The 12,547-nt window shown below is 71.0% G+C and carries 13 protein-coding genes; 10 read left to right on the top strand and 3 right to left on the bottom strand.

Annotation, left to right across the window (positions count from 1 at the left end):
- Positions 1 to 4: 4 nt before the first annotated feature.
- From LDL49_RS45125 to rbsK, 6 genes are all read left to right on the top strand, one after another.
- Positions 5 to 1,318: an ABC transporter substrate-binding protein gene (locus LDL49_RS45125; RefSeq protein WP_225301085.1), complete on the top strand. Its 1,314-nt coding sequence runs from the start codon at positions 5 to 7 to the stop codon at positions 1,316 to 1,318.
- Complete coding sequence (locus LDL49_RS45130; RefSeq protein WP_225301086.1) at positions 1,315 to 2,331, top strand: ADP-ribosylglycohydrolase family protein; 1,017 nt, start codon at positions 1,315 to 1,317, stop codon at positions 2,329 to 2,331. Before LDL49_RS45125 ends, LDL49_RS45130 begins: the two co-directional genes overlap by 4 nt.
- Positions 2,332 to 2,336: 5 nt before the next feature.
- Positions 2,337 to 3,305, top strand: coding sequence for an ADP-ribosylglycohydrolase family protein (locus LDL49_RS45135; RefSeq protein ID WP_225301087.1), 969 nt, complete (start codon positions 2,337 to 2,339; stop codon positions 3,303 to 3,305).
- Positions 3,302 to 4,441, top strand: coding sequence for an ADP-ribosylglycohydrolase family protein (locus tag LDL49_RS45140; RefSeq protein ID WP_225301088.1), 1,140 nt, complete (start codon positions 3,302 to 3,304; stop codon positions 4,439 to 4,441). Before LDL49_RS45135 ends, LDL49_RS45140 begins: the two co-directional genes overlap by 4 nt.
- Before the next feature lie 61 nt (positions 4,442 to 4,502).
- Entirely contained in the window at positions 4,503 to 5,837 is a 1,335-nt protein-coding gene (locus tag LDL49_RS45145; protein WP_225301089.1) for an ADP-ribosylglycohydrolase family protein, read from the top strand.
- The gene (gene rbsK / locus LDL49_RS45150; protein WP_225301090.1) at positions 5,834 to 6,718 is read left to right on the top strand and encodes a ribokinase; all 885 of its coding nucleotides are present in this window, start codon (positions 5,834 to 5,836) and stop codon (positions 6,716 to 6,718) included. Before LDL49_RS45145 ends, rbsK begins: the two co-directional genes overlap by 4 nt.
- A 168-nt stretch (positions 6,719 to 6,886) precedes the next feature.
- Here the strand turns inward: rbsK and LDL49_RS45155 are convergent, their stop codons facing one another.
- Genes LDL49_RS45155 through LDL49_RS45165 form a run of 3 tightly spaced genes read right to left on the bottom strand, consistent with a single transcriptional unit; the run spans position 6,887 to position 9,800 of the window.
- The gene (locus LDL49_RS45155; RefSeq protein WP_225301091.1) at positions 6,887 to 7,645 is read right to left on the bottom strand and encodes an ABC transporter permease; all 759 of its coding nucleotides are present in this window, start codon (positions 7,643 to 7,645) and stop codon (positions 6,887 to 6,889) included.
- Positions 7,642 to 8,586 carry an ATP-binding cassette domain-containing protein gene (locus tag LDL49_RS45160; RefSeq protein ID WP_225301092.1) on the bottom strand — a complete coding sequence of 315 codons (945 nt, stop codon included), beginning with the start codon at positions 8,584 to 8,586 and terminating at the stop codon, positions 7,642 to 7,644. Before LDL49_RS45160 ends, LDL49_RS45155 begins: the two co-directional genes overlap by 4 nt.
- Positions 8,587 to 8,591: 5 nt before the next feature.
- Positions 8,592 to 9,800: a cytochrome P450 gene (locus tag LDL49_RS45165; RefSeq protein ID WP_225301093.1), complete on the bottom strand. Its 1,209-nt coding sequence runs from the start codon at positions 9,798 to 9,800 to the stop codon at positions 8,592 to 8,594.
- A gap of 148 nt (positions 9,801 to 9,948) precedes the next feature.
- Here LDL49_RS45165 and LDL49_RS45170 point away from each other — a divergent pair, with 148 nt between their 5' ends.
- From LDL49_RS45170 to LDL49_RS45185, 4 genes are all read left to right on the top strand, one after another.
- Entirely contained in the window at positions 9,949 to 10,632 is a 684-nt protein-coding gene (locus tag LDL49_RS45170) for a helix-turn-helix domain-containing protein (protein ID WP_225301094.1), read from the top strand.
- A 147-nt stretch (positions 10,633 to 10,779) separates the two neighbouring features.
- Complete coding sequence (locus LDL49_RS45175; RefSeq protein ID WP_225301095.1) at positions 10,780 to 11,205, top strand: hypothetical protein; 426 nt, start codon at positions 10,780 to 10,782, stop codon at positions 11,203 to 11,205.
- A 297-nt stretch (positions 11,206 to 11,502) separates the two neighbouring features.
- A complete protein-coding gene (locus tag LDL49_RS45180) occupies positions 11,503 to 12,198 on the top strand; it encodes a DUF5753 domain-containing protein (RefSeq protein ID WP_225301096.1) in 696 nt (231 codons plus the stop codon).
- Positions 12,185 to 12,409: a DUF397 domain-containing protein gene (locus LDL49_RS45185; protein WP_225301097.1), complete on the top strand. Its 225-nt coding sequence runs from the start codon at positions 12,185 to 12,187 to the stop codon at positions 12,407 to 12,409. Before LDL49_RS45180 ends, LDL49_RS45185 begins: the two co-directional genes overlap by 14 nt.
- The last annotated feature ends 138 nt before the right edge of the window (positions 12,410 to 12,547 follow it).

A 12,547-nucleotide genomic window follows, 5' to 3' on the forward strand; every position in this document is an offset into this window, starting at 1 on the left:
TCTTATGCGTATCAAATCCGCGTTGGCGGCGGCGGCGATCGTCGCGCTGGCCGCCGGGTGCGGTGGGGGCGGTGGCGACGCCGGCTCCGGCGAGTCCGCCAAGCCCGGGGAGCCCGTCAAGCTCAACTTCCTCAGCCTCGCCTGGCAGAAGGAGTCGGTCGCGGCCAACAAGCAGCTCGTCGACGAGTGGAACAAGGCCAACCCGACCATCCAGGTCACCTACGTCCAGGGCAGCTGGGACAACGTCAACGACCAGCTCGTCACCTCCTTCGAGGGCGGCGACCCGCCGGACGTCATCCACGACGACTCCCCGGCCCTGTCGGGCTTCGCCTCCAAGGGCTACCTGCTCGACATCAAGGACAAGGTGCCCGCCGACCTCAAGAGCGACATCCCGCAGCCCGCCTGGGACACCGTCACCTTCGACGACGGCAAGGGCAACCAGGGCGTGTACGGCGTGCCGTTCCTCCAGGAGTCGCAGGTCATCATCGCCAACAAGAAGCTGCTCGACGCGGCCGGCGTGCGCGTCCCCACCTCCGACAACCCGTGGACGTGGGACGAGTTCGCCGAGGTCAGCAAGAAGCTCACCAAGAGCGGCTCCTTCGGCGTGGCCTGGCCCATGAAGTCGCCGGTCAACAAGACGCTGAACCTGGCGCTCAACTTCGGCGGCACCTTCTTCCAGACCACCGACGGCAAGACGACCGTCAAGGTGGGCCCGGAGGAGAAGCAGGTCCTCCAGCGCATCCACGACCAGCTCTACAAGGACAAGTCCGCCGACACCTCGGCGCTCGGCATGGGCACCGCCGACCCGCTGCCCGGCTTCTTCGCCGGCAAGTACGCCATGCTGCCGGTCGGCGTCTACCTGCGCCAGCAGGTCGTCGAGCAGGCCCCCAAGGGCTTCGACTGGGTCACCCTCCCGCCGCTGAAGGGCACCTCCAGCGACCAGGGCGCGGTCTCGCAGACCCTGTCCGTCGCCGCCGACAGCAAGCACCCGGAGGAGTCGCTGAAGTTCATCTCCTTCTTCCTCAACGGCACCAACCAGGCCAAGCTCGCCAAGGGCGACTGGCTGCTGCCCACCTCCGCCAAGGCCGCCGCCGACCCGGCGATGACCACCAAGGAGAACGGCTGGGACGTGGCCACCGCCTCCGCCAAGAACCTCGTCGTGGCGCCGTTCCTCAAGGTCAACGGGTTCGACGAGTGGAAGAGCAAGGTCGCGACGCCGATCCTGCAGCAGTACTTCGCCAACAAGATCTCGATCGACGACGCGGCGGCGAAGCTGGTGGCGGACGGCAACAAGGTGCTGGAGCGGTACCAGCGGTGACTTATCGGGACAGGGCCCGGGGGTGTCTGCTCGGCCTGGCGGCCGGCGACGCCCTCGGGGCGCCCGCGGAGAACCTCACGCCGCCGGAGATCCGCCGGCGGTGGGGCCGGCTCACCGAGATCGAGGGTGGGGGCACGGACGACACCGAGTACGCCATCTTCGCCGCCTCGCTGCTGGTCCGGCACGGGCACGCGCTGACCTCGGCCGACGTGGCCCACGCCTACCGTACGGAGATCATCCCCCGGGTGACCGGCCCGATGCGCGGCGCCGGGTTCTCCGAGCTCGGCACCATCGAGGCGCTCAGGCGCGGGCTGGAGCCGCCGCTGACCGGACTCGTCCATCAGCACGGCTGGTCCGACGGGCTGGCCATGCGGGCGGCGCCGTACGGCGTGTTCTGCCCCGGCGACCCGGCGGAGGCCGCCCGGCTCGTCGAGGAGGACGGGCGGGTCAGCCAGTCGGGCGAGGGCGTGCTGGGCGGCCGGGCGGTCGCCGGGGCGGTGGCCGCCGCGATGACCGGGGCCGCGCCGCATGAAGTGGTGGCCGCCGCGCTGTCGGTGATCCCCGCGGACTCGTGGACGGCCCGCGACATCGTCCGGGCCCGCGACGTGATCGTCGCGAGCGACGCTGACGTTGCGAGGGACTCGGCCTTCGCGCGGGACTCGGACGCTTCGAGCGATGTCGAGCTGCCGGTCGTCGAAGCGCTTCACCAAGCCGTGGTGGTCGAGCACTACCCCTGGACCGACGTGGCGCCCGAGGCCGTGGCGCTCGCCCTCGCCGCGTACCTGGCGGGCGGCGGCGACGTCGAGGCGACCGTCACGTTCGGGGTGAGTCTCGGCCGCGACGCCGACACCATCGGCGCCATAGCCGGCGCCATCGCGGGTGCCGGGCAGGGGCGGGACGGCGTACCGGAACGCTGGGCGAGCAGGATAGGCCCCGTGACGGGCAAATGCCTGCCCGTCGTGGCCGGCAGGCACGTGCTGGACGTCGCCGACGAACTGGCGGAAGGACTGTAGGACGCATGTCGGGGGACAGGATCGCGGGAGCCTTCGTCGGGCTCGCCGTGGGAGACGCCGTGGGCTGGCCCGCCACCAGGCACCGGTCGGCGCTGCACGCGCCATGGAGCAGGCGGCTGCTGCGCGAGCTCGACACGTTCGCGGAGGAGCACCGGGTGACCACGCTGCCGGTGCCGTTCGCGCTGAACCAGCCCGTGGCGCCGCTGGCCGTCGGCCCGTCCGACGACGCCGAGTGGCTCGCCTGGACGGTGCGTACCATCGACCGGCCGCGCGCCGAGGCGTTCGGTGAGCTGGTGGGCCGCGAGGACATCCGGGCGCGGATCTCGGTGGCCACCGCGCTCGGCAGCCTGGCCAAGGGCGTCGAGCCCCCGGCCAGCGGCCACGACAATCCCCACCATTTCGACGACGCCGCCGCCGTCAGGGCGGTCGCCTTCGGCGCGCTCGGCCGTGACCCGGCCGAGGACGCCCAGGTGACCAATGCCGGGGACGGGCTGCTCGGGGCCCTGGCCATGGCGGCCGCGGTGGCCGAGGCGGTGGCGACGGGCTCGGCCGCCGCGGCGGCCGGGGCGGCGCTGGCCGTACTGCCGCCCGACACGGCCATCGGGCACAACGCCCGGCTGGCGCTGGACGTGGCGCGGAAGGCGGGCGACGCGTTCGCCGCCGTGCCCGCGCTCGACGCCGCGCTGCTCGACCACGTCTACAGCTACGGAGTGGGCGCCGCGCAGACGGTGCCCGTGGCGCTGGCGCTGGCCGTGGCGGCGGGCGGCTCACTGAGCGCGGCCGTACCCGCCGCCGCGTGCCTGGCCGCGCTGGCCGACTCGGCGCCCGCGCTCACCGGGGCGCTCACCGGAGCGTGCGGCGGGCTCGACGCGATCCCGGAGGGGTGGACCGCGTCGGCGCGCACACTGGCAGGGTGCTGTCTGCCGGAACTGGCAGGAGAAGATCTCATCGAACTCTTGGAGGAACTCGCATGACGCCGCTTGAGGACAGGGCGACCGGCTGCGTGGCGGGGGCGGCGGTCGGTGACGCGCTGGGCGGCGCCACCGAGGGCTGGACTCCCGAACAGATCACCACCAGGTACGGCGGGCACGTGGAGGGCATCGTGCCGCCGTACAACGAGGACTGGCGCAACGCCCGGCCCATCGCCCCCTATCACAAGGGCGACGGCCACATCACCGACGACACCCTCATGACGCACGCGCTCATCCGCGTCTACGAGAAGGTCGCGGGTCACCTCGGGGCGTACTCGATGGCCGAGCACTTCGTACCCGAGCTCATGGGCGAGCGCCGGTGGATCCCCGAGCTGGAGGCCGAGGCGCTGCCGCTCCAGCGGATCTTCCTGGCCGAGAAGTGGATCGTCGCCCGGCTGCACTACGGCCACGTGGACCCGCGCGAGGCCGGCGTCGGCAACATCGTCAACTGCGGCGCGGCCATGTACGTGGCGCCGGTCGGCATCGTCAACGCCGCCGACCCCGACGCCGCCTACGCCGAGGCCATCGACCTGACCGGCGCCCACCAGTCGAGCTACGGCCGCGAGGCGGCCGGCGTCATGGCGGCGGCCGTCGCCGAGGCCGTGCGGCCCGGCGCGACCTTCGACTCCGTGGTGGCCACCTGCCTGCGGCTGGCCAAGGACGGCACCAGGGCCGCCATCGAGGCGGTCTGCGAGGCGGCCGCCGGGCTCGGCCACTGGGACGGGTCGTTCGAGACGCTGCGCGCGGCCATGCGGCCGTTCGACACGGTCGCCGACACCTACCGCGACCAGGGGCTCGGCGCACGTCGGCCGAGCCGGGTGCACAGCATCGAGGAGCTGCCGCTGGCGCTGGGCTTCCTCGTGGTGGCCAAGGGCGACTACCGCGACACCGTGCTCGGCGGCGTCAACTACGGCCGTGACGCCGACTCGATCGCCTCCATGGGCGGCGCCATCGCCGGCGCCCTGGGCGGGCTCGGCTCGATCCCGGGCGAATGGGTCACGCAGGTGGCCGAGGCGAGCCGTACGGACCTGGAGGCCCCCGGCCGGGTGATCGCCGAGGTCGCCCGCCGGGTGCACGCCGACGACGCGGCCCGCCGCCGCGCCGTCGAATCCGCCTTCGCCGCCCTCGACGGCCGATGATCCGCCTCAACCGGCCGAGGGCGCGCATCGGCTGGGCGCGGTCGGAAGGGCCGGTGGGCCGATGATCCGCCTCACCTGGGTGCAGCCCGAGGATCTGGTGGGCCACGAGCTGCGCCAGGCCGCCGAGGACGGCAGGGACGTGCGCGACATCGCCGAGCGGTGGCATGCCGCGGGCGGCCACGACGCCCCGCCGCGCGCCGGGGCCTCCGAGCCCGGCGCGCTCAGGCTGCGGCCGCTCGCCGAGGACCTGCTGGACGAGCTGGCCGCCATCCCGTCGCCGCTCGACCTCGACGAGCCGTCCGACCTGCCCGCTATCATCGCCGCCTGCCCGAACTGGCCCGCTCCCGCGGTTTTGCGGGAGGTCGATCCGGGGCGCGTGCTCGGTGCCTGGCAGGGCAGGGCGGCGGGCTGCGTGCTCGGCAAGCCGGTCGAGAAGATCCCCCGCGCGGGCATCAGGGAGATCGCCGAGGCCACCGGCAACTGGCCCATCACCGGCTGGTTCACCGCCAAGGGCCTGCCCGGCGACATCGCCGAACGCTGGCCGTGGAACCGGCGCAGCGCCGTCAACTCCCTGGCCGAGAACATCGACGGCGTCCCCGAGGACGACGACCTGAACTACCCGCTGCTCGCCCTGTCCGTCCTGGAACGGCACGGCCGCGGCTTCACCACCGACGACGTGGCCAAGCTGTGGCTCGACGAGCTGCCCGCCGGCCGTACGTTCACGGCGGAACGGGTCGCCTACCGCAACCTTCTGGCCGGGGCCGAGGTGCCGGAGACGGCGACGTACCGTAACCCGTTCCGCGAGTGGATCGGCGCGCTGATCAGGACCGATGTGTACGGGTGGGTCAATCCCGGCGATCCGGCCACCGCGGCCGAGTACGCCTGGCGCGACGCCCGCCTCACCCACACCGCGAACGGGGTCTACGGCGCCATGTTCGCCGCCGCCATGTGCGCGAGCTCCCTGGTCGCCGCCTCCGCCGCCGAGGTGGTCGAGGCCGGGCTGTCCGTAGTCCCGACGCGATCACGGCTCTACCAGGCGGTACGGCAGGCGGCAGAGGACGCCTCGGCGGAGAGTGACTTCGAGCGGGTCGTCGACCGGCTGCACGAGCGGCACGGCGCCCTGCACTGGGTGCACACGATCAACAACGCCGCCCTGGTCGCCGCCACGCTGATCCACGGCCGGGGCGACTTCACCGCCACCATCGCCGGAGCGGTCGCCGGCGGCTGGGACACCGACTCGGCGGGCGCCACGGCCGGGTCCGTCGCGGGCGCGCTGAACGGCGGGGTCCCGGAGCGGTGGAGGATGCGCGACTCTCTGGCCAGCAGCTTGACCGGCTTCGACGGGGTGGGGCTGGGCGATTTGGCCCGCCGTACACAGGAGATGATGAGGACATGATCTCGGTCTTCGGCAGCGCGAACATGGACCTCGTCGCCTACGTGTCCCAGGCCCCCAAGCGGGGCGAGACGGTCACCGGGCGCGGGTTCCGTACCATTCCCGGCGGCAAGGGCGCCAACCAGGCGATCGCGGCGTCCCGCGCGGGCGCCGTGGTGGCGTTCCTGGGCGCGGTGGGTGACGACGGCTTCGGCGCCGAGATGCGCACCACCCTGGCCGCGGCCGGAGTGGAGGTCGCCCAGCTGCGGCAGGTGCCCGGTCCCAGCGGCATCGCGCACATCGTGGTCGACGACGAAGGCGGCAACTCGATCATCGTGGTGCCCGGCGCCAACGGCACCGTCACCGGGCCCACGGCGGACGACGTCGCGGTGATCGCCGGTTCACGGGCGCTGCTGCTCCAGCTGGAGCTGCCCATGGACGCGGTGATCGCCGCCGCCCAGGCCGGGCAGGTGTCGGGCGTACCGGTGATCCTCACCCCCGCGCCCGCCCAGCCGCTGCCGGACGCGCTGCTCGACGCGGTCACGCTGATCGTCCCGAACGAACACGAGGCCGCCGCCATCACCGGGACCGACTCCACCGAGGCGGCGTTGGAGGCGCTGCTGGAGCGGGTCCCGGAGGCCGTCATCACGCTGGGCTCCGAAGGGGCGCTGTACGGCTCGCGATCAGGCGAGCGGCTGCGCGTACCCGCCGTAAAGGTGAAGGCAGTGGACACCACGGCGGCCGGGGACACCTTCGTCGGCGCGCTCGCGGTCGCCCGCGCCGAGGGCCTCCCCGCCGCCGCCGCACTCCGCTTCGCCTCGGTGGCGGCGGCGCTGTCGGTGCAGCGCGAGGGCGCGAGCACGTCGATGCCCAGCCGCGCGGAGATCGACGACGCGCTCGCCTGATGGTCGGCAGGTGGGGGTGGTGCCCTGCGGCAGGAATGCCGACAGGGCCGTGCGTCACTCGTGTCGGCTTAGGCCAGCGCCGGCTGCGGATGTAGGAGCCGCAGTCACGCGCCGAGCAGGTGGCGGCCTACGGTGACCTGTCCGACCCTGGACCGCATCCAGTGAACCTCACCGGTTGTAGAGCCTGCGTGCCCACAGATAGCTGACCAGGGCGATGCCCGCGCTCCACACGGCCGCCTCCAGAAAGCTGGACCCGGCCGGCCGGCCGGCCAGCAGCGTGCGCAGCGTCTCGATGACGGGGGTGGCCGGCTGGTGCTCGGCGAACCAGCGCAAACCGGTCGGCATCGACTCGGGCGGGACGAAGCCGCTGCCGAGGAACGGCAGCAGCATCAGCGGCATCGGCAGGTTGCTGGCCGTGGCCACATTCTTGGTGACCATGGCGAGCGCGACCGACAGCCAGGTGATCGCGAAGGTGAACATGGCCAGCACACCGACCACGCCGAGCCAGTCCAGCGCCGAGGCGGATGGGCGGAACCCGATCAGCAACGCCACCACGGTCACCATGGCGATCGCGAGGAACGTCTGCACCATCGCCCCGAGTACGTGCCCGGTGAGCACCGAGACGCGGGCGATGGCCATGGTCTTGAACCTGGCGATGATGCCCTCGGTCATGTCGGTCGCCACCGAGATCGCGGTCCCCTGCGCGGCCCCGACGATCGTCGTGATCATGATGCCGGGGACGAGGTAACCGACGTAGGCGGCGCGGTCGGCGCCGATGCCCGCGCCCATGGTGCCGCCGAAGACGTAGACGAACAGCAGCAGGAACACCACGGGCACGGCCGCGAACGTGAGGATCAGCGTGGGGTAGCGCCAGATGTGTTTGACCTGGCGCCGCAGCATCGTCGCCGAGTCGGTGATCGCTCTCATCGAGAGGGCTCCTTGGTCGAGGGCTCCTGGGTCAGGGTGAGGAAGACGTCGTCCAGGTCGGGGGTTCGCACCGACAGCTCGGCGACGTCGATGGCATGCGTGTCCAGCCACTCCAGGAGCTTCCTCAGCGTCCTGACCCCGCCGGAGTCGGGGATCTGGACGGTGAGTGCCGCGTCGTTGCTGGAGGTGGCGCCGACGTGGCCCGCCGCCCTGCGGTACCCGTCGGGGTCGGCGAAGCGTACGACGATGTGGCCGCCGGGGACCATTCGCTTGAGTTCCTCAGGGGTGCCCTCGGCCACCAGCCGGCCCTGGCTGAGCAGGGCGATGCGGTCGGCGAGTTCGTCGGCCTCCTCCAGGTATTGCGTGGTCAGGAAGATGGTCACGCCGTCCTGCTGGACGAGGTCCCTGACGATCTGCCACATGGTGCGGCGGCTGCGCGGGTCCAGGCCCGTGGTCGGTTCGTCGAGGAAGATGAGCCTGGGCGTGCCGACCATGGTCATGGCGAGGTCGAGCCGGCGGCGCATGCCGCCCGAGTAGGTGGCCGCGGGCTTGCGGGCGGCGTCGGTGAGGTCGAAGCGCTCCAGCAGTTCGCGGGCGCGCGTGCGGCCCTTGGCTCGGCCGAGGTGGAGCAGGTCGGCCATGAGCCGCAGGTTCTCCTCGCCGGTGAGGAAGCTGTCGACCGCGGAGAACTGGCCGGTGACGCCGATCGCGGCACGCACCTCGTCGGGCTCCTTGGCCAGGTCGTGCCCGGCCACCCAGATCTCGCCCGCGTCGGCCTTGATCAGGGTGGACAGGATCTGCACTGTGGTGGTCTTGCCCGCGCCGTTCGGGCCGAGCAGCGAGAAGACGGTGCCCTGCGGGATGGTGAGGTCGATGCCGTCCAGGACGCGGTGGGCGCCGTAGGACTTACGCAGCCCCGTCACCGAGACGAAGGTTCGCATCGCGTTCACCCCCGATCCCAGGTGACGGGCAGGCTGTGCACGCCGTACACCTGCGAGGGGTCGGTGCGCAGCGACAGGTCTTCAGCCGGTACGGCGAGCCGCAGCGTCGGGAAGCGGGTGAGTAACGCGGGAAACGCGACACGCATCTCGATGCGGGCCAGCTGCTGACCGAGGCACTGATGGACGCCGTGGCCGAAGGCCAGATGCCCGGCGGCCGAGCGGCGCAGATCGAGCATGTCGGGGTCGGAGAACCTGGCCGGGTCCCTGTTGGCGGCGTTGATCGCGATGATGACCGTGTCGCCCGCCGTGAGCTGCCTGCCGCCGATCTCCATGTTCTCCAGCACGCCGCGCATCCCGGTGGCGGCGATGGACAGGTAACGCAGCAGCTCCTCCACGGCGCCGGCGGCCAGGTCGGGGTCGCCGCGCAGGGCGGTGAGCTGGGCCGGGTCGCGCAGCAGGGCGAAGGTGCCGAGCGCGAGCATGTTGGCGGTGGTGTCGAGCCCGGCGCCGAGCAGGAAGGCGGCCACGCCGCCGAGCTCCTCGTCGGTCAGGTCGCCGCCGGTGGCCAGGTCGCTGAGCAGGTCGTCGGTCGGCTTGGCCCGCTTGGCGAGCGCGAGCTCCCGCAGGTAGGTGCCGAGCTCGACGAAGGCGGCGTACTGCGCCTCCGCGGTCCGGGCGTCCGACAGGACCCGGGTGGAGCTCTGGAACCGGTCGCGGTCCTCGTACGGCACGCCGAGCAGCTCACAGATCATCAGCGCCGGAACCGGCTGCGCGAAGACCTCGACGAGGTCGGCGGGCGGCCCCTGCCGCTCCATCGCGTCGAGCCGCTCACGGGTGATCTGGTTGACCCGCTCGGTGAGCAGGTTCATCCTCCGGACGGTGAACTTGCCCGCCAGCAGTCTGCGGAAGCGGGTGTGCTGGGGTGCGTCCATGCCGGTCAGGTCGCCGACGGGGGCGGGCGGCAGGTGGCCGCCCGCCAGGGGGTGGTAGTGGGTTTCGTAGCGGGAGCTGAAGCGCGGGTCGGCGAGGATCTGGCGGACCAGGTCGTATCCGGTGATCATCCAGACGCCGGGGGCGCCCTCGGGCGCGGCCAGGCGGGCGATCGGCTGCTCTACGCGCAGAGCGGTGAGCGAAGGGGCGGGATCGAAGGGACAGGCGGGTGCGCGATCGAGGGACGGGGTCACTGGCTCATCGCGATAGTACGTGTTCGACATGATTGAAAGCTACGTTGCTTTAAGAAATTACGTCAATCAATCGATAGGCATAGATGCAGTTCAAAGCCAATATATTGATGCGTTGACGGTGAAGCTAAATGCAATGAAACGTTGCATTGTGTTGGCGCCGAACGCAATAATGGGCGTCATGCCAGAAGGAAGGTTGACCCGGCAGGACCGCCAGCGCATCGCGACCGGCCTCGCGGAAGGCCGCTCCTATGCCGAGATCGCCAGGCGACTGGACCGGCCGACCTCGACGATCAGCCGCGAGGTCGGCCGTAACGGCGGCCCCGGCGACTACCGGCCCGAGCGGGCGCACCAGGCGGCGGCGCGGCGGGCGCGGCGCGGCACCCCGGCCCGTTCGCCCGAGGCCGATCCCCAGGACCGCAAGGTCTTCGAGGCGGAAGAAGGAGCCGTCGAGATGGCGATCGGGATGGGCCTGCCGAAGATGATGGCGCGCGTGCTCATCGGCCTGTGGCTGAGCGAGGACGGCAGGCTCACCGCGGCCGACCTGTCGCGCGGGCTGAAAGTCAGTCCCGCCTCGATCTCCACGGCCGTGGGCTACCTGACCCAGCAGGGCCTGATCAGGCGCGAGCGTGATCAGCAGCGACGGCGCGACATCTACGTGGTCGACGACGACGCCTGGTACCACTCGACGGTCATCAGCGCGCGGCGGACGCTCGCGGCGGCGGAGATCGCGAAGGCGGCGGGGGAGACGCTCGGGCTCAACACGCCCGTGGGAGGCCGCATGGCCAGGGGCGGTGCGTTCCTGGAGCGGATCAGTCTGGACGCTCTGGCGTCGGCCGAACGCTGGCGCGACCTCCCGCCGTGATCACACCGCCGGGATCGTGCGCGCCAACCGCTTGGCGACGTCCAGCCGTACCTCGCCGTAGGGCCGAACGTGCCGCCAGAACGGCGGCGTCGGCCCGCGCTTTGAAGATTGTCCCTGCGGACTGTTGGAGAGGAGTTCGGCGGGCAGATGGGGGTGATGAATGAAGATTTGCCTGATGCGCTGAACCGGGACGGTGGCGAGAGCGACGTGGTGGCGGAGCGGTCAGGGGCCGACACCCCGAAGGCGCCCCGTCCCGTACCCGCCGATTGGCCCGACACCGATACGAACCCCGCGATCCCCACTCCCGAGATAATCGCCCCCGGCACTGATTCGGCCCCCGAGGCGGATGCCGAGGCCGACGGTGACGCCGCTGCCGGCACTGGGGCCGATGCCGCCGCTGCGGCGGACGGTGACGCTGGAAGTGATGCGGCCGCTGCGGCCGACGGTGAGGCCGTTCCCGAGACCGGGACCGATGCGAAGGCTGACGCCGAAAAGCGCGCCGGCACCGGCGAAGAGACGGGCGATGGCAATGGCGAAAAGGAGGTGCGGCCCGACGCGGGTCCCACCGGCTGACGGCATCCCCTGTCCCACCCCCGCCGTCAAAAAGGCCAGATCCGACGGCGGGGGTCAGCCGGGGATCAAAGCGGCGGCACTTTCGCTGATCGGCGAATGGCGCGGATGAGGTTCTGGGGGTTCGGTCGTTTTCCCCAGCGGTTCGCGAGTCATTCCCTGTCACCGTCCATGTTCTGTCCGGAATGCGTCGGGATTATCCGGTTTTTAACCAGACAGGATTCAGCAGACATGTCCGGATGGCCTGTCTGTGCTCCGAGAAACATCGCCAGAGTGCCGCTCTCCACGTGCAGCGAGAGCTTGGTCGGCCTGATCGAGCGCGGCAAGCGCCACCCGACCCGGCAATTCACCCTCGCGGCCGAGACGGCCCTGGACCTGAATGGGGAATTGCTTCGGCTGCTGCCCAGCGCCAGGCTGGTTTCGGCGCCGAAGTGGTTCAGAGAGTGGCCAAGGGTGGAGGAGAACGCCCACACCATCCGAACCTGGCAACCTCTTGTCGTTCCGGGCCTTCTGCAGACGGCCGCGTATGCGCGAGCGATCCTCTCCGCCGAGCCAGGAGTCACCCAGGACTGGATCGAGGAGACCGTCGCGACCCGACTCCAGCGTCAGGCGGTGTTCGATCGCGACAAGCCGCCGATGTACTGGGCGCTGCTCGACGAGTGCGCTCTGATTCGCCCCATCGGGGGCGCCGAGGTCATGCGGGAGCAGCTTGAGCACCTGCTGAAGATGATGGCCACCCCCTTTGTCTCGATACAGATCGTCCCCCTCGGAGTGGGGGCTACGCCGGGCCTGCTTGGCGGCTTCTCCCTGGCTCAAGGCGACGGTATGCCGGACCACATCTATCTCGACACCGCCGCGCAGGGCTCCGTATCCGATCGCGAGGAGACGGTGCGAACGGTTAATCTCAGATACGACGCGATTCACAAATGGGCGCATCCCATACATGTGAGCGAGCGACTAGTGCGTGAGGTGGCGGCAAGGTATGAAGATCAGTAATGAGCTGCGCGCCGAACTAGAGGCCGCTGCGTGGAAGAAATCAACACTCTCCGGCTCAAATGGGGGCGACTGCCTCTACGCAGCCAAGCTGAGCGGCGACCGATACGCGATCAGAGACTCCGAGCAGCCCGACGTCGAGCCGCTGATCTTGCGAGGTGGCGTTTTCCGCGCCTTCGTGGGCGGCGCGAAACTGGGGGAGTCCGACATCTGACCTCGATGATTCGTGCGCCCAGCAGAATGGAGGTGAAGCCGTGACGTAGCGGCTGATCTTGCTGTTCGTAAGCTCGTCGTCGCTTGCCGGTGGAAGTCCGGTCCGGGTAGCTGCCAGGAGGCCCGGTAGCAGGCTGGC

Origin of the sequence: Nonomuraea aurantiaca, assembly GCF_020215705.1 — a bacterium.
Classification (GTDB): Bacteria; Actinomycetota; Actinomycetes; order Streptosporangiales; family Streptosporangiaceae; genus Nonomuraea; species Nonomuraea aurantiaca.